18 protein-coding genes and 1 riboswitch are annotated in these 20,203 nt (G+C 42.6%); of the genes, 11 read left to right on the top strand and 7 right to left on the bottom strand.

Annotation, left to right across the window (positions count from 1 at the left end; genetic code table 11):
• Positions 1 to 26 precede the first annotated feature (26 nt).
• Positions 27 to 596, bottom strand: a complete 570-nt coding sequence (locus ACLNCP_RS03415; protein ID WP_265475894.1) for an MptD family putative ECF transporter S component — start codon at positions 594 to 596, stop codon at positions 27 to 29.
• Positions 597 to 730: 134 nt separating this feature from the next.
• On the opposite strand from ACLNCP_RS03415, the gene ACLNCP_RS03420 reads away from it, so the two are divergent.
• The 5 genes from ACLNCP_RS03420 to nrdI all read left to right on the top strand — a co-directional run bounded on the left by ACLNCP_RS03420 (position 731) and on the right by nrdI (position 5,427).
• Entirely contained in the window at positions 731 to 1,345 is a 615-nt protein-coding gene (locus ACLNCP_RS03420; protein WP_261125825.1) for a YesL family protein, read from the top strand.
• A complete protein-coding gene (locus tag ACLNCP_RS03425) occupies positions 1,323 to 2,993 on the top strand; it encodes a sensor histidine kinase (protein ID WP_315940753.1) in 1,671 nt (556 codons plus the stop codon). Before ACLNCP_RS03420 ends, ACLNCP_RS03425 begins: the two co-directional genes overlap by 23 nt.
• An 11-nt stretch (positions 2,994 to 3,004) precedes the next feature.
• A complete protein-coding gene (locus ACLNCP_RS03430; RefSeq protein ID WP_261125821.1) occupies positions 3,005 to 4,291 on the top strand; it encodes a response regulator transcription factor in 1,287 nt (428 codons plus the stop codon).
• Positions 4,292 to 4,351: 60 nt separating this feature from the next.
• Positions 4,352 to 4,885, top strand: coding sequence for an ABC transporter permease (locus tag ACLNCP_RS03435; protein ID WP_023946835.1), 534 nt, complete (start codon positions 4,352 to 4,354; stop codon positions 4,883 to 4,885).
• Between the two features lie 77 nt (positions 4,886 to 4,962).
• A complete protein-coding gene (nrdI, locus tag ACLNCP_RS03440; protein ID WP_004255033.1) occupies positions 4,963 to 5,427 on the top strand; it encodes a class Ib ribonucleoside-diphosphate reductase assembly flavoprotein NrdI in 465 nt (154 codons plus the stop codon).
• A 47-nt stretch (positions 5,428 to 5,474) separates the two neighbouring features.
• Here nrdI and ACLNCP_RS03445 read toward each other — a convergent pair whose 3' ends face one another.
• Together ACLNCP_RS03445 and ACLNCP_RS03450 are read right to left on the bottom strand one after the other, a co-directional pair.
• Complete coding sequence (locus tag ACLNCP_RS03445) at positions 5,475 to 5,933, bottom strand: DUF3021 domain-containing protein (protein WP_033685593.1); 459 nt, start codon at positions 5,931 to 5,933, stop codon at positions 5,475 to 5,477.
• A complete protein-coding gene (locus ACLNCP_RS03450; RefSeq protein WP_033685592.1) occupies positions 5,930 to 6,370 on the bottom strand; it encodes a LytTR family DNA-binding domain-containing protein in 441 nt (146 codons plus the stop codon). Before ACLNCP_RS03450 ends, ACLNCP_RS03445 begins: the two co-directional genes overlap by 4 nt.
• Before the next feature lie 206 nt (positions 6,371 to 6,576).
• Between ACLNCP_RS03450 and mutL the strand changes: the two genes are divergently transcribed.
• The 3 genes from mutL to ACLNCP_RS03465 are packed head-to-tail and all read left to right on the top strand — an operon-like array spanning position 6,577 to position 9,708.
• Entirely contained in the window at positions 6,577 to 8,526 is a 1,950-nt protein-coding gene (gene mutL, locus ACLNCP_RS03455) for a DNA mismatch repair endonuclease MutL (protein WP_261049954.1), read from the top strand.
• 15 nt (positions 8,527 to 8,541) lie between these two features.
• Complete coding sequence (gene ruvA, locus ACLNCP_RS03460) at positions 8,542 to 9,135, top strand: Holliday junction branch migration protein RuvA (protein ID WP_261049953.1); 594 nt, start codon at positions 8,542 to 8,544, stop codon at positions 9,133 to 9,135.
• 9 nt (positions 9,136 to 9,144) lie between these two features.
• Complete coding sequence (locus ACLNCP_RS03465) at positions 9,145 to 9,708, top strand: DNA-3-methyladenine glycosylase I (protein ID WP_424844031.1); 564 nt, start codon at positions 9,145 to 9,147, stop codon at positions 9,706 to 9,708.
• Positions 9,709 to 9,792: 84 nt separating this feature from the next.
• On the opposite strand, the gene ACLNCP_RS03470 is transcribed toward ACLNCP_RS03465, so the two are convergent.
• The 4 genes from ACLNCP_RS03470 to ACLNCP_RS03485 form a co-directional block, all read right to left on the bottom strand.
• The gene (locus tag ACLNCP_RS03470; RefSeq protein WP_000166114.1) at positions 9,793 to 10,056 is read right to left on the bottom strand and encodes a SemiSWEET family transporter; all 264 of its coding nucleotides are present in this window, start codon (positions 10,054 to 10,056) and stop codon (positions 9,793 to 9,795) included.
• 105 nt (positions 10,057 to 10,161) lie between these two features.
• Positions 10,162 to 11,196 carry a S66 family peptidase gene (locus tag ACLNCP_RS03475; RefSeq protein ID WP_424844032.1) on the bottom strand — a complete coding sequence of 345 codons (1,035 nt, stop codon included), beginning with the start codon at positions 11,194 to 11,196 and terminating at the stop codon, positions 10,162 to 10,164.
• 290 nt (positions 11,197 to 11,486) lie between these two features.
• Entirely contained in the window at positions 11,487 to 12,164 is a 678-nt protein-coding gene (locus tag ACLNCP_RS03480; RefSeq protein WP_261034857.1) for a DUF1129 domain-containing protein, read from the bottom strand.
• 11 nt (positions 12,165 to 12,175) lie between these two features.
• Entirely contained in the window at positions 12,176 to 13,120 is a 945-nt protein-coding gene (locus ACLNCP_RS03485; protein WP_000815623.1) for a magnesium transporter CorA family protein, read from the bottom strand.
• Between the two features lie 131 nt (positions 13,121 to 13,251).
• Here ACLNCP_RS03485 and uvrA point away from each other — a divergent pair, with 131 nt between their 5' ends.
• From uvrA to mgtA, 3 genes are all read left to right on the top strand, one after another.
• A complete protein-coding gene (uvrA, locus tag ACLNCP_RS03490; protein WP_424844033.1) occupies positions 13,252 to 16,083 on the top strand; it encodes an excinuclease ABC subunit UvrA in 2,832 nt (943 codons plus the stop codon).
• The gene (locus ACLNCP_RS03495; protein ID WP_049543967.1) at positions 16,076 to 17,137 is read left to right on the top strand and encodes a M24 family metallopeptidase; all 1,062 of its coding nucleotides are present in this window, start codon (positions 16,076 to 16,078) and stop codon (positions 17,135 to 17,137) included. The genes uvrA and ACLNCP_RS03495 overlap by 8 nt, the downstream gene beginning before the upstream one ends.
• Positions 17,138 to 17,194: 57 nt before the next feature.
• Positions 17,195 to 17,345, top strand: a riboswitch (M-box (ykoK) riboswitch).
• Positions 17,346 to 17,539: 194 nt separating this feature from the next.
• On the top strand, positions 17,540 to 20,200 hold the full coding sequence (gene mgtA / locus ACLNCP_RS03500; RefSeq protein WP_000858854.1) for a magnesium-translocating P-type ATPase: 2,661 nt from the start codon (positions 17,540 to 17,542) through the stop codon (positions 20,198 to 20,200).
• Positions 20,201 to 20,203 lie beyond the last annotated feature (3 nt).

Consider the following 20,203-nt stretch of genomic DNA (forward strand, 5'->3'; position numbering starts at 1 on the left):
AGAGCCGCCTGGCTCTTTTTTAGTAATCAGATTTTCTGTGCAAACTTTTTACTTAAGGCTTGTCCAATCAAGGCACCCACTAGGGCTCCGATGACAATACTTGCGATAAATAGAAGGACAGTTCCAGGGTTTGGTGCGACCATGATACGGTCGATATATTCTTGCGATTTTCCTTTTGCTAGAAGGGTAGCCATATAGGCTTGAGGCGCAATCCACATAAGTAAGATTGGTCCTGTTGAGCTAAAGGAGAAAATAACGAAAGAAAGGAAATTTTTAGTTTGATCCTTGTATTTGCCTAAATGAGCTACTCCATCTGCTAGGAGACCACAGATAATTCCAGGAAGGAAGGCACCAGCACCGTGTTTAGATCCCAAGAAAAAGAGGGCCATGACAAGGCCGATAGTGGTAATGGCACCAAAGCGCGGAACTTTTGCGACTAGGATCATATAGACGCTACCGCCGACAAGGGCAGTAAAGGCAGGCGCATAAAACATGTTTCCAGTTTGGTCAAAGAGATTTCCCAAAAGGACACCAATCCCCATGGAGAGGAAGTAAAGAACTGCAAAGAGCAGTGTAGTTAAGATAGATTTCTTCATGAATTGTCTCCTGATAATTTTTTCACAATTCTCATTGTACCACGGTTTGGTGGGATTGTAAATGGATACTAGAAGTTTTTGAAAACGCTTGAAATATGATATAATGGTTTCATAGTTATTTTTAGGGGGATATTATGGGGAGATTTTTAGACTTTGTCTTTAATCGTTTCTTTTTAGGAATGATTGCGACAGCCTTCTTTTGGCTATTAACATTGGCGGGAGGGATTATTCTTGGTCTAGCGCCGGCTAGTGCCACCTTGATGAGCTTGTATGCAGAACATGGTTATAGCTTTCGGGAATACAGCTTGAAGGAGGCTTGGTCTCTTTACAAGCAAAATTTTGTCTCAAGCAACCTGATTTTCTATAGCTTTTTAGGAGTGGATTTGATTTTGGTTTATGGCTTGTATCTCTTGGTGCAATTGCCTCATCAGACTATCATTCATTTGATTGCGACCTTTTTGAATGTTCTAGTAGTTGCCCTGCTCTTTTTGGCCTATACAGTATCTTTGAAATTACAAGTTTATTTTGATTTGTCCTATCGAAATAGTCTCAAACTATCCTTGATTGGCATTTTTATGAGTCTAGCAGCTGTGGCCAAGGTTCTTCTTGGGACAGTGCTACTTGTGGCAATTGGCTACTATATGCCTGCCCTGCTTTTCTTTGTAGGAATTGGGATGTGGCATTTCTTTATCAGTGATATGTTGGAACCGGTCTATGAAAGTATCCATGAAAAATTGGCGACAAAATAGAATGAAGCAGTTTTGGCTACATACGCTTCTGAGAACCTACAGTTCAGTTATGATGATTATTATTGCGAGTTTTGCAATCTTACTCTCATACGCTGACTGGGATTCACGGGAAAAGGAAGCTCAAAGAGTAGCCCAGCGTGTAACCACTCGAACAGTCGATGAGGTGGAGTATTATTATCGCGAGTCAGCCCAGCTAGCGCAAGATTTAGTAGCCAATCAAGACCGTATACAAGGGGTTTATAAGTATTTTAGTCTATCAACATCTGAGTATTTTTATTGGCTGTTGGAGCATCAAGCGGCTTCGTCAACTTCTATTTCGCTGTATGAAAATATTGATGATCTTTATGTACAAAATGACTATATAACGGGTGTTGCAATCGTCTTGCAGGATTTTAAAGAAGTTTATGTGTCAACAAGGGATAAAAGAAGTGGTCATATCTTGCCTGCTGAGGCCTTTAAACCAGAGGTCAATAGTTTTGGAATTCCAGTTCTGGACCCAGCAACGGATCAATCTATAGGAGTGATTTACATCTCCTTGGATCCAGAAGTTTTATACCATGCTATTGACAATACCCGAGGTCATATTCCGATGGCTGTTACTGTGACATCACCATTTGATACGGAGATTTTTCATATTGGTGAGAGGGTCAATAGGGAACATGAGAACTGGTTTGTTGGTATGACTTCTCATGGATATCAGGTTCAGGTGGCAGTTCCTAAAAACTTTGTTTTACAAGGAACAGTGGCTAGCTCTGCTTTGATTGTGGGTTTGAGCCTTCTCTTTATTGTCATTCTCTATCTGACTTTGAGGCAGACTTTTGCTAATTATCAAAAGCAGGTAGTGGATTTGGTGGATTCCATCCAAGCTATTGCCCAAGGGCAAGAAGGTCTTCGCATTGATACGCTTGAAAAGGATCAGGAATTGCTCCTAATCGCGGAGACGACCAATGATATGTTGGATCGATTAGAAAAGAATATCCATGATATTTATCAGTTAGAGCTTAGTCAAAAGGATGCCAATATGCGAGCCTTACAGGCTCAAATCAATCCTCATTTTATGTATAATACGCTGGAGTTTTTGCGTATGTATGCAGTTATGCAAAGTCAAGATGAGTTGGCAGATATCATTTATGAATTCAGTAGTCTCTTGCGTAACAATATTTCCGACGAAAGAGAGACCCTTCTCAAACAGGAATTAGAATTTTGTCGTAAATACAGCTATCTCTGCATGGTTCGCTATCCCAAGTCCATTGCCTATGGTTTCAAGATAGACCCAGAGCTAGAGAATATGAAAATTCCTAAGTTTACCTTGCAACCGCTGGTAGAAAACTATTTCGCGCATGGTGTTGACCATAGACGGACAGATAATGTGATTAGTATCAAGGCTCTTAAACAGGATGGTTTTGTGGAAATTTTAGTGGTCGATAATGGCCGTGGTATGTCGGCTGAAAAACTGGCAAATATCCGAGAAAAATTAAGGCAGAGACATTTTGAACACCAAGCCAGTTACAGTGATCAAAAGCAGTCTATCGGGATTGTCAATGTACATGAGCGTTTTGTGCTCTATTTTGGGGACCGCTATGCCATTACTATAGAGTCTGCGGAGCAAGCAGGTGTTCAGTATCGTATTACAATTCAAGATGAGTAGAAAGGGAGAAAATGTATAAAGTATTATTAGTAGATGATGAGTACATGGTGACAGAAGGTCTGAAACGTTTGATTCCCTTTGATAAGTGGGATATGGAGGTCGTCGCAACAGCCAGTCATGCCGATGAAGCCCTAGAATATGTTCAGGAAAATCCTGTCGATGTCATCATTTCAGATGTCAATATGCCCGATAAAACAGGGCTTGATATGATTCGGGAGATGAAAGAAATCTTACCAGATATTGCCTATATCCTTCTCTCGGGTTATCAGGAGTTTGATTATGTAAAAAGAGCCATGAACCTTAGTGTGGTGGACTATTTGGTCAAACCTGTTGATAAGGTAGAGTTGGGAAATCTGCTGGAGAAGATTGCAGGTCAGCTCGGCGAGAGAGGAAAGAAAAGTCAGACCCTTAGTCAAGATTTAGATGAGGCTGGATTTGTTAGTTATCTAGGAGGTGAGGAGAATTGGTGGATAGGCCTATCCAAGGAAAAACAAGGATCTTTTACCATTCCCTACTATGTCTTGGGTCAAGACTGGCAGATTTTTATTTCTGATAAACCCCTAGATGGTTTAGTCGTTACTCCCTTTGAAGCTCCTTATCAAGAACACTTTGAACGCTGGAAGTTGAATGCTGAGAAAGCCCTCTTTTACGGTTCTGTAAATCTACAACAGTCTGAGAGTCTCTTTGCCTATTACGAACCGATTTATAGGGTTATCATTCAGGGAAATCTTAATCAAATCGTAGAAGAGTTAAATCTCTTGGAGAAGGTAGTTCTTGAAAATACACCCCGTGTTCCAATTACCAAGCAGCTTTTTATCCAGTTTGTCATGGATGTCTTTCACTTGTTTGAACATCTCAAAGCTGATGATATGACGGATATTGTCAAAACCATTCATGCTATTCAATCTTTCGATGAATTGGTTCCTTATATCAAGGAAACTCTGACCCGATTCTTTGGACAATATCGTATGAATGAGAATGTGGTCAGTGTGCTAGAAGTCATTGGGCGTGATTATCAAAAAGAACTTTCCCTCAAGGATATCAGTAAGGATCTCTTTATCAATCCTGTCTATCTAGGGCAGTTGATCAAGCGTGAAACCAATTCGACCTTCGCAGAATTACTAAACAAACAACGCATTAAGGCTGCCCAACAGCTCTTGCTTTCAACTAGTGACAGTATCGAAGATATTTGTTATGCTGTTGGTTACAGTAATGTTGGATATTTCTATAAAGTGTTCCGAAAATTGTGCGGAAAATCGCCAAAAGCTTACCGAAAACAGGTAGAAACGACACTATAATATTTGTATCCCTTTACAAAAAGTGCTATAATATCAATAATAACATCAGGAGGTTCTATCATGAAAAAGAAACCAATTTATCTATGGGTCTTGCTCATCTTGTCTGCCCTTATTTCAGCTACGTCTCTGTTTGAACTTTTGAAGCCCTTGCCTAGTAAAGAAGTCCTTCGTGCTGCTCAAAAACAAGTTGCAGGGGTCAGTGCTCAGCAGGTAGAAGATAGCATTAATTTTAGCTATAGAGTGGCAGAAGCATCTCATTCTATTTTTAATGTGGCCTTGGTTGTACTATCTGCTATTTTAGTGGTAGTAGCGATTGTATTCCTTGTTCGTAAGAATTTGCAGTATGCAAACTATACTTATGTCGGCTATGTTTTGCTAGCCATTATTGGTTCGATTTATACCTATGTGACTTTACAAGACGCTTTGCAGCTGGTTCAAGATGAAACTATTCGTTTGACAATGGGTATTGGTTCAAAAGCTGTCAGCATTTTCTATATCGTCATCAATGTTCTCTTCCTAGCCCTTGTCTTCTACAAGATATGGCGTCAGCAAAAAGCCTTGGCTGAAGAAGAGGAAACAGAAGAACTTGCCTAAGTATTGACAAAAAAGAACTATCAAGTTACAATCTTGGTAGTTCTTTTTCGATTAAAAATAAAATCATGGAGGTACATATGAAGACAATTTCTTTAGTTTATATTAGTCTGAGTGGCAATACTGAAAGTTTTGTGACACGCTTGAAAGACTATCTCTTGTCCCAGTACGAGGGGATTGAGGTTCAAAAGATTCATATCAAGGATTTGGTCAAGGAAGGCCAAGATTTCTATGAAATGGACCATCCCTATGTCGCTTTTTTGCCAACCTACCTCGAAGGTGGGAATGGCGTGGATAATGGAGATGTTGAGATTTTGACGACACCAGTGGGGGATTTTATCGCCTATGGTGATAATGCTAGTAAGTGTTTTGGTGTGGTTGGTTCAGGAAATCGTAACTTTAATAACCAATACTGCCTGACAGCCAAGCAATACAGTCAACGTTTTGGTTTCCCTGTATTGGCCGATTTTGAAATGCGAGGCATGCTGGGAGATATCAAACGTGTCGCAGCGATTATTGCAGATTTGTATGAGTTGGAAAGTTAAGCTTAGGCTTGGCTTTTTTATTATTCCAAGTGGTTTTATCAGCACTCTTACTTTTTATGCTTCAAGAGTTGATTGATATGGTCCACTTTTTTAGCTTCTCTTTTATAAAGAATAGCCCAAATGATGAGGTAGACAATCGCAAACTCGATAATGAGCTGGAGATAGAAGATCCAGTGGAAGGGGAACCAACCTGCTAGGGTCGCTAGTGGGACAAAGCCAGCCAGCATAAGGAAGAAATGGGTCAGAGTGGCACGGAGCATGCTCCAATCACGGCTGAATAAGCGGTTGCCAAAGTTGAAGAGAATACCGATAGCTGCCCAAATAAGTGTGCAGTAGAGCAAGACCAGGGCACCGTGAACCTGATGCTGAGCCATCACTTGGCCGATGATAGAGTAGGGGTTTAGTGGTGCGTAGGTATTTGGTGCATAAATGAGTGAAAAGATGATAGAGAGGATGAGGCCGATGAGTACACCAGCAGTTGCGTCGTGGAAGATTTGTTTTTTCATAGTTCTAATTTCTCCTTGATGGTTTTTAGGTAACGGCGTGAAGAGTAGGTAAAGCTTTCGTTTTTCAAGAAAATTTCTACCAGACCGTTTGGGGTTAGCTTGAGATGAGAGATGGAGTTGATATTGATGATTTCTGATTGGGAAATTTGGATAAAATTGCTTGGCAAGAGTTCAAGAACTTGATAGAGTCGCAAATCAATGTTGTAGGTATGACTCGCCGTTTCTGCTAGAACCTTCCGATTCTCGATATAGAAGCGTTGTATCTTACCAATCTTAACGAGATAGACCTGATCATCAATCTTTCCTTTGATTGTTTCTTTTTGGTCCAGATTTTCTGCGAACTCGATGACTTTCTGGATTTTATCGGTTTCTTGAGGTGCTTGGACAATCAGCTTTTCCTCCTTGTAAGTTTCACTAATCTGTAGTTCTACTTTCATAAATTTCTCTCCTTGTTTTTCATACAAAATTGTGATCACTTATTGTACACCTTTATTAAACACTATTTTACGATACCTGACAAGGGACTTTGTTTATGTGGAGGGATTTGGCTCCTATGTGGTGCTTGCTTTTCTGTCCTTTCTGAAATATGGTATAATAGCACTAATCAATTTCTAGGAAAATAGATACAGAAAGGGGCTGAAAGATGTCTCATATTATTGAATTGCCAGAGGTGCTGGCAAACCAGATTGCAGCCGGGGAGGTCATTGAACGTCCTGCCAGTGTGGTCAAAGAGTTGGTAGAAAATGCTATTGACGCTGGCTCTAGCCAGATTATCATTGAGATTGAGGAAGCTGGTCTCAAGAAGATTCAAATCACAGATAATGGTCATGGAATTGCTCACGATGAGGTGGAATTGGCCTTGCGTCGTCATGCGACCAGTAAGATAAAAAATCAAGCAGACCTCTTTCGAATTCGGACGCTTGGTTTTCGTGGTGAAGCCCTGCCCTCTATCGCGTCTGTCAGTGTACTGACTCTGTTGACGGCGGTGGATGGTGCGAGTCATGGGACTAAGCTCGTCGCACGTGGGGGAGAAGTAGAAGAAATCATCCCAGCGACTAGTCCTGTGGGGACCAAGGTTTGTGTGGAGGACCTCTTTTTCAACACGCCTGCCCGCCTCAAGTATATGAAGAGTCAGCAAGCGGAGTTGTCTCATATCATTGATATTGTCAATCGTCTGGGTTTGGCCCATCCTGAGATTTCTTTTAGTTTGATTAGTGATGGCAAGGCAATGACGCGGACAGCTGGGACTGGTCAATTGCGCCAAGCTATCGCAGGGATTTACGGTTTGGCGAGTGCCAAGAAGATGATTGAAATTGAGAACTCTGATCTTGATTTCGAAATTTCAGGCTTTGTTTCCCTGCCTGAGTTGACTAGAGCCAATCGCAATTATATCAGTCTCTTCATCAATGGCCGTTATATCAAGAATTTTTTACTCAATCGTGCAATTCTAGACGGCTATGGCAGTAAGCTTATGGTAGGCCGTTTTCCACTGGCTGTCATTCACATTCATATCGACCCTTATCTAGCGGATGTCAATGTGCACCCAACCAAGCAAGAGGTGCGGATTTCCAAGGAAAAAGAATTGATGGCCTTGGTTTCAGAAGCTATTTCTAAGAGTCTTAAGGAGCAAACCTTGATTCCAGATGCCTTGGAAAATCTTGCCAAATCGACCGTGCGCAATCGTGAGAAGGTGGAGCAGACCATTCTCCCACTCAAAGAAAATACGCTCTACTATGAGAAAACAGAGCCGACTAGATCCAGTCAAGCTGAGGTGGCTGATTATCAGGTAGAATTAAATGAGGAAGGGCAGGACTTAACCTTGTTTGCCAAGGAAACCTTGGATCAATTGACTAAGCCAGCAAAACTGCATTTTGCAGAGAGAAAGCCTGCTAACTACGACCAGCTAGATCACCCAGAGCTAGATTTAACTAGTCTGGATAAGGCTTATGACAAGCTGGAGCGAGAAGAATCATCCAGCTTCCCAGAGTTGGAATTTTTCGGGCAAATGCACGGGACTTATCTCTTTGCCCAAGGGCGAGATGGGCTCTATATCATAGACCAGCACGCGGCTCAGGAACGGGTCAAGTACGAGGAATACCGTGAAAGTATTGGCAATGTTGACCAGAGCCAGCAGCAACTCCTAGTGCCCTATATCTTTGAATTTCCAGCGGATGATGCTCTTCGTCTCAAGGAAAGAATGACACATTTGGAGGAAGTGGGCGTCTTTCTAGCAGAGTACGGAGAAAATCAATTTATCCTGCGTGAACATCCTATTTGGATGGCAGAGGAGGAAATCGAGTCAGGCATCTATGAGATGTGCGACATGCTGCTCTTGACCAAGGAAGTTTCTATCAAGAAATACCGAGCAGAGTTGGCTATTATGATGTCCTGCAAGCGGTCTATCAAGGCCAATTATCGTATTGACGACCATTCGGCTAGACAGCTCCTCTATCAGCTTTCTCAATGTGACAATCCCTATAACTGTCCCCACGGACGTCCTGTTTTGGTGCATTTTACCAAGTCGGATATGGAAAAGATGTTCCGACGTATTCAGGAAAATCACACCAGTCTCCGTGAGTTGGGGAAATATTAAAATAAAAGGAAAACTATGTACGAATATTTAAAAGGAATCATTACCAAAATCACTGCCAAATACATTGTCCTTGAAGTCAACAGTATCGGTTATATCCTGCATGTGGCCAATCCCTATGCCTACTCAGGACAGGTCAAGCAAGAAGCTCAAATTTATGTGCACCAGGTCGTGCGTGAGGATGCCCATCTACTTTATGGATTTCGCTCAGAAGATGAGAAAAAGCTCTTTCTCAGTCTGATTTCGGTTTCTGGGATCGGTCCTGTATCAGCTCTTGCTATTATCGCTGCCGATGACAATGCTGGCCTGGTTCAAGCCATCGAAACCAAGAACATCACCTACTTGACCAAGTTCCCTAAAATTGGCAAGAAAACAGCCCAGCAAATGGTGCTGGACTTGGAAGGTAAGGTAGTAGTTGCAGGAGATGACCTTCCTGCTAAGGTGGCAGTGCAAGCAAGCGCTGAAAACCAAGAACTGGAAGAAGCTATGGAAGCCATGTTGGCACTGGGCTACAAGGCAACTGAGCTCAAGAAAATCAAGAAATTCTTTGAAGGAACGACAGATACAGCTGAGAACTATATCAAGTCGGCCCTTAAAATGTTGGTTAAATAGGAGCGGAGCATGACAAAACGTTGTTCGTGGGTCAAGATGACCAATCCTCTCTATATCGCCTATCATGATGAGGAGTGGGGCCAGCCCCTCCATGATGACCAAGCATTGTTTGAGTTATTGTGCATGGAAACCTATCAGGCAGGCCTGTCTTGGGAAACGGTGCTCAACAAACGCCAAGCTTTCCGAGAAGCCTTTCATGGCTATCAAATTCAAGCGGTGGCAGACATGACCGACACCGAGTTGGAAGCCTTGCTGGAGAATCCAGCCATCATTCGGAATAGAGCCAAGATTTTTGCTACACGCGCTAACGCCCAAGCATTTTTACGACTACAGGAAGAATATGGCTCTTTTGATGCCTATCTTTGGTCTTTTGTTGAGGGGAAAACTATCGTTAACGATATTCCCGATTACCGCCAAGCCCCAGCTAAAACACCCTTGTCTGAAAGATTGGCCAAAGATCTCAAAAAACGAGGCTTCAAGTTCACAGGCCCAGTCGCCGTCTTGTCTTTTCTACAGGCTGCAGGGCTAGTTGATGACCACGAGAATGATTGTGCGTGGAAAAGCGGGAATTAGTGAGTATAGGTAACTAGAATATCTGAGAATATAGAAAAAAGCTGAGAAACTTTTCCCAGCTTTTTATATATACTATTAGATTTGTTAGAGTGAAGTCAGAAAAGTGATTCCACCTAAAATAACACCAGCTGAATTTGGAATGATTAGTATCCAATCCTTCTTAGGTTCCTTTGTCCATCCATAAATAACCCAGATTAAGCAAGATATTGCAGCTGATAAAGGTTGAAATGGTTGAGCTTTATTTCCCTGTAAATTAGCGATAATTTGAGGTATGTAGGCAATAAATACTATAATTCCAATAAAGGCACCAATAGAACCTACGATTCGATTAATTTTTTGTTTTGTCATATACACCTCCTTCAAAAGGATATCATAGAAATTAGCGAAATGCAATAAATTCAGATACAAATTGTAACGAAAACCAATACAAAAGCACAAAAATAGAGAAACTACTTATTTTTTGTTATAGTCAAAGCGAATGACTTGCTCCTGTGCATCTACATAGGCGTGGACTCCGAAGGGGACAATTGCTCTTGGAGTTGCGTGTCCGATATTCAGATTATAGACAATCGGGATATTGCTGTCAATGATATCCAATAGTGCCTCTTTATAGTCGTCATAGAAAGTTTCATCCATAGGTTTTCCGACCAGGAGTCCACTGATGGCCTCGAATATACCAGTGTTCTTTAAAGTCCGCAACATCTTTTTGAAGTCTTCTGGCTCAGGCTTTTCTTCGCTTGTTTCTAGCAAGAGGATTTTTCCTTCCCAGTCTGACAAGTCAGGGAAAAGTTTGTATTTTTGGCAGAGCTCCGTGCTATCTGCGTATCGAGAGTTGTCAAAGATATCGTAGAGGGATTCGAGGCAACCACCGAGGATTTTTCCCTCGAACTGGGCATTTCCTTGCAACAACTCAAAACCGGTATTTGCATGACTGACACGAGGTGTCCCCAGAGATTTGGGACTAAAATCAGTTCGTTCCTCATACCAAACATTGCTAGGGCGGATTTCTGAGATTCTTCCCGTCTCAATCAATTCTTTAAAGTAGTGAAGGCTATAGGGCAGCATTTCCTTGTCTAATTCACAAATGTCTGCTAAAAAGGATTGACCATAAAAAGTCTTGATTCCTAGTTTATGCAACATGAGGTGGTTCATGGTTGTATCCGAGAAGCCAAGAAAAATCTTTTGTTTGATAACTTTCTGTAGTTGGTCATTTTCAAAAAGATAAGGTAGTAAGCGATAGGTATCGTCTCCACCGATGGCGCATAGGATTATGTCGATGCTATCATCAGAAAAGGCATGCATCAAATCCTCTGCACGCGCTTCAGGATGGTCTTTGATAAAGTCTAATCCTTTTTGCGAATGGGGCAAAAAGGTAGGATTGAGTCCCAAGTCCTTGAGACGTTGGACACCCAAGTCCACTTCGTGTTTGACAAAGTCCTCTCCGATAATGCCACTAGATAAACTAACAATACCAATAGTAGAAATCATATTTTATCCTCCTAGAAATAGATTGATACTCTTCGAAAACCTCTTCAAACCACGTCAGCTTTGCCTTGCCGTATATATGTTACTGACTTCGTCAGTTCTATCTACAACCTCAAGGCAGTGCTTTGAGCAACCTACGGCTAGCTTCCTAGTTTGCTCTTTGATTTTCATTGAGTATGAGCCTATTTTATCACAAAATATAAGAGGAAACTATGTGGGATGTCAGAAGAATGCTTTTAAATCAAGAAAGTAGTAAAAAGCAACCGCACCTGCAGTTGCTTTTATGATTCTTCTTAATAACGTGTTGGTCCTGCACTTGCGCTGCGGATGTTCAAGCGTTTCTTGAGATAGAAGCGAAGGGCTAGGAGGGCTGCTCCGATAATAGCCAGTGGCAATGGAGCAAGTACTGGATTAAGGCTAGCTGGTAGGAAGCTTGTTGCAAAGAAGACAAGCAACCAAAGGAACATAGAAGCTAGGATAACCAGTACAGATTTCCAGAAAGGTGGACGTTGACTGCGGTCCATATCTGGTCCATAGTATTGGTAAACAAAGTAGTACATCAAGTAGAAGGCAAATCCACCAACCAGTCCAACTAAGAGGAGGGTAATCAATCCATAGCCGAAAGCTTGATCTGCCGCAAAGAAGGTTGTGAGGGCGCTGACGAGGGCAAAGAGGCTAGTGATGAAAAGGGCTGAGTCCATAATCATCAGTTTTGGATCATCATTTTCTTTTGGATGCTCTTTTTCATATTGTTCCTTGACAGTGAAACTATGAGCCCAGTGGGTCGGTGCGCCGTAGAGGGAACGAGCAGTAGTGCCTTTGGCTTGCTCTTCAAGGATTTGGGGAATAACTTCCTCAAAAATAGTCTTGATTTCAGCGTCTGTTTTCCCATCTTTGATGAATTGTTGGGTAGCGATGTGGACAAACTCTTGGTTTTTCTTGGTTAATTTTTGTAGATCAATCTGAGACATAGGAACTCCTCTTAGAACCATTTTTTATGGATGAGATAGAGAGTGAGCGAGACACTCATAGCAAAGGCGATAAAGACGATTAACCAGAAGGCATTCGGCTCACCATTTAGGGGGATTTCATTATCCTTAAAGTTCATCCCGTAGGCAGAAAAGACCATGGTTGGGATGGACATGACGATGGTCACAAGGGCCAAGGTTTTCATGATGTTGTTCTGGTTGTTAGAAATGATAGAGGCGAAGGTCTCTGTCATAGAATGCAAGACGTTTCCATAAATGTCTGCCATCTCGATGGCCTGTTGGGTTTCAATCAGGGTATCTTCAAGTAGGTCTTCGTCCTCAAGGTATTTCTTGATATTGCTGGTTGAGCTGGTCAATTTCTTAATCACACGCTCATTTGTTTTGAGGGAAGCCTTGAAATAGACGATGGTTTTTTCCAATTCCATGAGTTCAATCAATTCTTCATTACGAGTTGATTGATGCAGTTGACTTTCGATTTGTTCACTCTTACGGTCAATCGAACGAAGGGCTGTTAGGTAAAGCTCTGCATTGCGATAGAGAATCTGGAAGATGAAACGCGAACGCATGAAGGTGTAGAAATTACGTAATCGACGGTTGATAAAGACATCGAGGACTGGTAATGGTTCCAAACACGTAGTGATAATGGTTTCCTCGGTGATGATAATACCAAGCGGGATGGTTACGTAGTAGGTGCGGTTATTTCTTTCTTCTGTGACCGGCACGTCAACGATAATCAGGGTATACTCGTCTTCAATGGTAATACGAGACATTTCTTCCGCATCGAGCGGTGCTCGAAGGTCGGCAATATCAATATCGAAGGCGTTAGCGATTTCGAGTGATTCATTTTGAGTCGGATTGACGAGATTGATCCAAGTACCCGGTTCAAGCGTATCGATCTCTTTAAATTCAGTTGTTGTAGAGAGAAAAACTTGTTTCATATCCCTTATCCTTTCTCATTTTTCAGATTTTTTCACACCGTACTATTATACTACAAAATCGGCCTTTTGGGTAATAGAATCTCACTTTTTTTGGTATAATGGTAAGCAATAATGGACTAGAAAGAACAAAGATGCAAGATAAAATTGTCATTCATGGGGCGCGTGCCCATAATTTAAAAAATATTGATGTGGAGATTCCACGAGACAAGCTGGTTGTCGTGACTGGTTTGTCAGGTTCAGGGAAATCCAGTCTGGCCTTTGATACCCTCTATGCGGAGGGACAACGTCGCTATGTGGAGAGTTTGTCAGCCTATGCTCGTCAGTTCTTGGGCAATATGGAGAAGCCTGATGTAGATGCCATTGATGGCCTCAGCCCAGCTATTTCCATCGACCAGAAAACGACTAGCAAAAACCCTCGCTCGACGGTGGGAACAACGACTGAAATCAATGACTATCTGCGTCTCCTCTACGCACGTGTGGGGACGCCTTACTGTATCAACGGGCATGGAGCTATCAAGGCTTCTTCTGTGGAGCAAATCGTGGATAAGGTTTTAGAATTGCCTGAACGCCAGCGCTTGCAGATCTTGGCCCCGGTCATCCGCAAGAAAAAAGGTCAACATAAGAGTGTTATCGAGAAGGTTCAGAAAGATGGGTATGTCCGTGTCCGTGTGGATGGTGAAGTCTATGATGTAACCGAAGTGCCAGAGTTGTCTAAGAGCAAGCAACACAATATTGATGTCGTGGTTGACCGTATTGTTATCAAGGAGGGCATTCGTAGTCGTCTCTTTGATTCCATTGAGGCTGCCCTTCGTATCGCAGAAGGCTATGTCATTATCGACACCATGGACGACTCTGAGTTGTTGTTCTCTGAGCATTATGCCTGCCCAGTTTGTGGATTTACTGTTCCAGAGTTAGAGCCACGTCTCTTCTCCTTCAATGCTCCTTTTGGTTCTTGTAGTGAGTGTGACGGCTTGGGCATCAAGCTGGAGGTGGATACTGATTTGGTAGTGCCAGATGCCAGCAAAACGCTACGTGAGGGGGCGCTGGCACCTTGGAATCCTATCTCATCCAACTACTATCCAAACATGCTAGAGCAGGCTATGACAGCCTTTGGAGTGGATATGGATAAGCCTTTTGAGGACTTGTCAGAAGAGGATAAGAACTTGATTCTCTACGGCTCAGATGGCAAGGAATTCCATTTCCACTATGAGAATGAATTTGGTGGTGTGCGCGATATTGACATTCCTTTTGAGGGAGTTGTCAATAATATCAAGCGTCGCTATCACGAGACAAACAGCGATTACACTCGCACCCAGATGCGCCTTTACATGAATGAGCTGACCTGCGGAACCTGTCACGGCTATCGTCTCAATGACCAGGCCTTGTCTGTCCGTGTGGGTGGCCAGCAAGGGCCACATATTGGAGAAATCTCAGACCTGTCTATCGCTGACCACTTGGACTTGGTGAGCCAGTTAACCTTGTCTGAAAATGAAGCCATCATTGCTCGGCCTATTCTCAAGGAAATCAAGGACCGTTTGACCTTCCTTAATAACGTGGGTCTTAACTATCTAACCCTGTCACGTTCGGCAGGAACCCTTTCAGGTGGGGAAAGTCAGCGTATTCGCTTGGCGACCCAGATTGGTTCTAACCTATCAGGTGTTCTCTATATTTTGGATGAGCCGTCAATCGGTCTTCACCAGAGGGATAATGACCGTCTGATTGCCAGTCTCAAAAAGATGCGTGATTTGGGCAATACTCTCATTGTGGTAGAACATGATGAAGATACCATGCGCGAGGCGGATTATCTGATTGACGTTGGTCCCGGTGCCGGTGTTTTTGGTGGGGAGATTGTCGCTGCAGGTACGCCCAAACAGGTGGCTCGCAACAGCAAGTCTATCACAGGCCAGTACTTGTCAGGCAAACGTGCCATTCCAGTGCCAGAAGAGCGCCGTACTGGAAATGGTCGTTTTATCGAGGTGACAGGAGCGCGTGAGAACAACCTGCAAAATGTCACAGCTCGCTTCCCGTTAGGAAAATTTATCGCTGTGACTGGTGTATCAGGTTCTGGGAAATCGACCTTAATCAACAGTATTCTCAAAAAAGCCATTGCCCAGAAGCTCAACCGCAATTCAGACAAACCTGGTAAGTTTAAAACGATTACAGGGATTGAGCATGTAGACCGCTTGATTGATATTGATCAGAGCCCTATCGGACGAACGCCGAGGTCCAACCCAGCTACCTATACAGGAGTTTTTGACGATATACGTGACCTTTTTGCCCAGACAAATGAGGCTAAGATTCGTGGTTACAAAAAGGGACGTTTCAGTTTCAATGTTAAGGGAGGTCGCTGTGAAGCCTGCTCAGGTGACGGGATCATCAAGATTGAGATGCACTTCTTGCCAGATGTTTATGTGTCTTGTGAGGTCTGCCACGGAACCCGCTACAACAGTGAAACCCTAGAAGTTCACTACAAGGAAAAAAATATTTCACAGGTCTTGGACATGACGGTCAACGATGCGGTGGAATTCTTCCAACATATTCCGAAAATTCAACGTAAACTTCAGACTATCAAGGATGTGGGACTGGGCTATGTGACGCTAGGGCAACCAGCTACCACCCTTTCTGGGGGAGAAGCCCAGCGTATGAAGCTGGCTAGTGAACTCCACAAACGATCGACAGGAAAATCTTTCTACATTCTGGATGAGCCGACGACAGGTCTTCATACCGAGGATATCGCTCGCTTGCTTAAGGTTTTAGCTCGCTTTGTAGACGATGGCAATACAGTCCTCGTCATTGAGCACAATCTAGACGTTATTAAGACTGCAGACCATATTATTGACTTGGGACCTGAGGGCGGTGTCGGTGGTGGAACCATCATCGCAACAGGAACTCCAGAAGAAGTAGCGGCCAATGAAGCCAGCTACACAGGACACTATTTGAAAGGAAAGTTACATCATGAATAAACGTGTACAAGCATTTCTAGCTAAAATGCAAGAAAAAGAACTAGATGGCATCATCATCAATAACCTTAAAAACGTCTATTATTTGACTGGTTTTTGGGGCTCAAACGGAACAGTCTTCATCAGCCGTGACCGTCAGGTCTTGGTGACAGACTCTCGCTATATCATTGCAGCTAAGCAAGAAACCAGTGGGTTTGAGATTGTGGCTGATCGTGATGAATTGGCTGTCATTGCAGGCATTGTTAAGGATATGGGCTTGTCTCGAATCGGTTTTGAGGATGAGATTTCAGTATCTTATTACCACCGTATGCAGGTAGCCTTTGAAGGAATTGACTTGCTTCCACAAACTCAGTTTGTTGAAGGTCTTCGAATGATTAAGGATGAGGCAGAGATTGCAGCGATTCGCAAGGCTTGTTCTATCTCAGACCAAGCTTTCCGCGATGCGCTTGACTTTATTAAGCCAGGAAAAACTGAAATTGAAATTGCCAACTTCCTTGACTTCCGTATGCGTGAGTTGGGAGCATCTGGCTTATCTTTTGACACTATTCTAGCTAGTGGTATCAACTCTTCCAAACCTCATGCTCATCCTATGCACAAACCAGTGGAACTAGGAGAAGCCGTTACTATGGACTTCGGTTGCCTTTATGACCACTATGTCAGTGATATGACCCGGACTATCTACTTGGGACACGTCAGTGATGAGCAGGCAGAGATTTACAATACGGTTCTCAAAGCCAACCAAGCCTTGATTGACCAAGCTAAGGCTGGCTTAGGTTTCCGTGACTTTGACAAAATTCCTCGTGATATTATCATTGAAGCAGGCTATGGCGACTACTTTACCCACGGTATCGGACACGGTATTGGGCTGGATATTCATGAAGAGCCTTACTTTAGCCAAACTTCTACAGAAACTATTAAGGCAGGTATGGCCTTGACCGATGAACCAGGTATCTACATCGAAGGCAAATATGGCGTTCGTATTGAGGATGATATCCTGATTACAGAGACAGGTTGTGAATTGTTGACCCTAGCTCCAAAAGAGTTGATAGTCATCTAAGAATTAAACAACTCAGATGATTGACTTTTAAATTTTAAAGGTTTATACTGAAAGACGAAAACGGTAGGTGAGGCTACCATAGGGATACGGATGACTACCGCAAAGCAGTGGAGACACTACTCGTTGGTCAACAGTCCTGGTCGCGAAGGCCAAGACTAAGCTCATTACATTGCCCTATGGAGTTAAAGCTTGAACGAAAAACAGATAATTAGTTTTTTAATCCTGCCATTTTATGGTGGGATTTTCTACTGTTTAAATCAAAGAAAGGAGATAGACGATGCAAATTGACGATCACCCGGAACCGCACATACACAGCCAATCGCTGATTTGTGTCGTTCTACCCTTATAAAGTGATTGGTCTCTGTGTATGAAACACATCATTCATACAGATAGGAGAAACCAATGAAAACTACAAAAGAAAGATTAGCAACAGCTATTCATACATCTTTAAACGAAACTCTATCTTTTTATAAGACAAGTCTAACAGGCTTGACTGAGGAGCAGGTGGAGAAAAATCGTGACCTATATGGCGAAAATACCATCACAAAGGGTCAAGAAGACAGTATCCTCAAAAAGATTTACGAATCCATTATCAATCCTTTTACCATCATCTTGCTGGTCATCGCCATGATTTCCTTGGTGACCAATGTCTGGTTGGCAAAACCAGGTCAAGAAGATCCGACAACTTCCATTATCATCGTTGTCCTAGTCCTCATTTCTGGTGGCATACGCTTTGTCCAAGAACTCCGTAGTGATAAGGCTGCGACCAATCTATCAAAAATGATTGTCAACACAGCGACTGTCATTCGTCAAGGAGAAATCCAAGAAGTACCTATCGATGATTTGGTAGTAGGTGACGTGGTTAAATTAAGCGCTGGAGACATGATTCCAGCAGATCTTCTTTTATTTGAGTCGCGCGATTTCTTTGTACAACAGTCGGGCTTGACAGGTGAAAGTGAATCGGTTGAAAAATTGGCCTTGACCAAGGCAACAGTTCAACAATCTGATAGTCTGCTGGAAGCAGAAGCGCTCGCCTTTATGGGAACCAATGTCTTGTCTGGTAGTGCTAAGGCCGTGGTTTTGGCGGTTGGTGATGATACCATGATGGGGGCCATTGAGCAGACTTTGAACACCTATGACGAGCCTACTTCGTTTGAGCGAGAAATGAATAGTATTTCGTGGCTCTTGATTCGTTTGATGCTGGTCATGGTGCCCATCGTTTTCTTGTCCAATGGTTTAACAGATGGCGACTGGTTGGAAGCTGGCGTATTTGCTTTGAGTGTTGGTGTTGGGCTTACACCTGAGATGCTTCCTATGATTATCACGGCCAGTCTAGCAAAAGGCTCCATCATTATGGCCAAGGAAAAAGTGGTTATCAAGAAACTCAATGCCATACAGGACTTAGGGGCGATTGATATTTTGTGTACAGATAAGACAGGAACTCTAACCCAAGACGAAATTGTCCTTGAATATCCCTTGGACATCCACGGACGCTTGGATTTGACCGTCTTGAGACGAGCTTATCTCAATTCCTATTTTCAAACTGGCTTGAAAAATTTGATGGACAGAGCCATCATCAAACGGACTGAAAAGGAAGCAAAAGAACACGCCCTCTTGCAAAATCTGGCTCAAACTTTTCAAAAAATAGATGAGCTTCCCTTTGATTTTGAACGTAGACGGATGAGTGTTATCGTTAAGGATGAACACGAAGTTGTTAGTTTGGTAACCAAGGGTGCCCTAGAGGAAATGTTGACGATTTCCAGTTATGCGGAATACCAAGGAGTGATTACTCCTTTGACAGATGTTATTAGAGAAGAAATTTTAGCAGAAGTCAGACAACTAAATCAACAAGGTTTGCGTGTCTTAGGAGTGGCCTATAAGTCAGGTTTGAGGGAAGGTCATGCCTATACAGTTGATGATGAAGGGGATATGATTCTAACTGGTTATTTAGCCTTCCTAGATCCTCCTAAACCATCTGCAGCACCAGCAATTAAGGCTCTGTTAGAGCATGGGGTTCAAACAAAGATTTTGACGGGAGACAACGAAAAAGTTACCCAAGCAGTCTGTGAAAAGGTTGGTTTGGATATCAATCAGATGTTGTTAGGATCTGAAATTGATCAGATGAGTGATCAAGAATTGGCCCAAGCCGTAGAGGAGGTAACCGTCTTCGCCAAACTTTCACCTGACCAAAAAGCGAGGATTATTTTGCAATTTAAGGCTAATGGTCATGCTGTTGGCTATATGGGAGATGGGATCAATGATGCTCCTTCTATGAAAGTTGCAGATGTGGGGATTTCTGTTGATACAGCAGTAGATATTGCCAAAGAAACAGCTGATGTTATCCTACTTGATAAGGATCTCATGGTGCTGGAAAAAGGACTTGTTGAAGGGCGTAAGGTCTATGCCAATATGACCAAATATATCAAAATGACAGTGAGTTCTAATTTTGGGAATATCTTATCCCTTTTGGTTTCTGGAATCTTTTTACCATTTTTACCGATGGCTCCAGTCCATTTAATTATCCTAAATCTAGTCTATGATTTGTCTTGTATTGCCTTGCCTTTTGACAAGGTGGATAAAGATTTTTTGAGAAATCCGCATATCTGGGAAGCTAAGTCTATCACACGTTTCATGGTTTGGATGGGGCCTATCTCTTCTGCCTTTGATATTTTGACCTTTATTTTGCTCTATTTTATCATTGTACCCATGACGACAGGTCAAGCCTATGTCCATGGAGCGGAGTCTGCTGTAGGATTTATTGTCTTGTTTCAGACAGGTTGGTTTATCGAGTCCATGTGGTCACAGACCATGGTTATCCATATGCTGCGTTCAGCCAAAATTCCCTTTTTACAAAGTCGTCCAGCTTGGCTAGTCCTTGTGACAACCCTATTGGCTGCAGCCTTTGTGACCTTCCTTCCCTACAGTCCACTAGCTAGCCTTCTCCATCTAACTCCTTTAAAATCGATTTATTTCATCTTTTTACTTTTCATCATTATTTTGTATATGATTAGTGTGACAATTGTGAAAAAAATCTATATCAAGAAATATCAAGAATGGCTGTAAATT

The sequence above is a fragment of the Streptococcus sp. CL6.35 genome (genome assembly GCF_049737915.1).
GTDB lineage: Bacteria > Bacillota > Bacilli > Lactobacillales > Streptococcaceae > Streptococcus.

Coding starts and splice junctions, on each gene's coding strand:
- mutL (WP_261049954.1), top strand. CDS start 6,577: ATGTCTCATATTATTGAATTGCCAGAGGTGCTGGCAAACCAGATTGCA.
- ruvA (WP_261049953.1), top strand. CDS start 8,542: ATGTACGAATATTTAAAAGGAATCATTACCAAAATCACTGCCAAATAC.
- ACLNCP_RS03445 (WP_033685593.1), bottom strand. CDS start 5,933: ATGAAAAAACAAATCTTCCACGACGCAACTGCTGGTGTACTCATCGGC.
- ACLNCP_RS03470 (WP_000166114.1), bottom strand. CDS start 10,056: ATGACAAAACAAAAAATTAATCGAATCGTAGGTTCTATTGGTGCCTTT.
- nrdI (WP_004255033.1), top strand. CDS start 4,963: ATGAAGACAATTTCTTTAGTTTATATTAGTCTGAGTGGCAATACTGAA.
- ACLNCP_RS03480 (WP_261034857.1), bottom strand. CDS start 12,164: ATGTCTCAGATTGATCTACAAAAATTAACCAAGAAAAACCAAGAGTTT.
- ACLNCP_RS03485 (WP_000815623.1), bottom strand. CDS start 13,120: ATGAAACAAGTTTTTCTCTCTACAACAACTGAATTTAAAGAGATCGAT.
- ACLNCP_RS03415 (WP_265475894.1), bottom strand. CDS start 596: ATGAAGAAATCTATCTTAACTACACTGCTCTTTGCAGTTCTTTACTTC.
- ACLNCP_RS03425 (WP_315940753.1), top strand. CDS start 1,323: ATGAAAAATTGGCGACAAAATAGAATGAAGCAGTTTTGGCTACATACG.
- mgtA (WP_000858854.1), top strand. CDS start 17,540: ATGAAAACTACAAAAGAAAGATTAGCAACAGCTATTCATACATCTTTA.
- ACLNCP_RS03475 (WP_424844032.1), bottom strand. CDS start 11,196: ATGATTTCTACTATTGGTATTGTTAGTTTATCTAGTGGCATTATCGGA.
- ACLNCP_RS03495 (WP_049543967.1), top strand. CDS start 16,076: ATGAATAAACGTGTACAAGCATTTCTAGCTAAAATGCAAGAAAAAGAA.
- ACLNCP_RS03420 (WP_261125825.1), top strand. CDS start 731: ATGGGGAGATTTTTAGACTTTGTCTTTAATCGTTTCTTTTTAGGAATG.
- ACLNCP_RS03465 (WP_424844031.1), top strand. CDS start 9,145: ATGACAAAACGTTGTTCGTGGGTCAAGATGACCAATCCTCTCTATATC.
- ACLNCP_RS03435 (WP_023946835.1), top strand. CDS start 4,352: ATGAAAAAGAAACCAATTTATCTATGGGTCTTGCTCATCTTGTCTGCC.
- ACLNCP_RS03430 (WP_261125821.1), top strand. CDS start 3,005: ATGTATAAAGTATTATTAGTAGATGATGAGTACATGGTGACAGAAGGT.
- uvrA (WP_424844033.1), top strand. CDS start 13,252: ATGCAAGATAAAATTGTCATTCATGGGGCGCGTGCCCATAATTTAAAA.
- ACLNCP_RS03450 (WP_033685592.1), bottom strand. CDS start 6,370: ATGAAAGTAGAACTACAGATTAGTGAAACTTACAAGGAGGAAAAGCTG.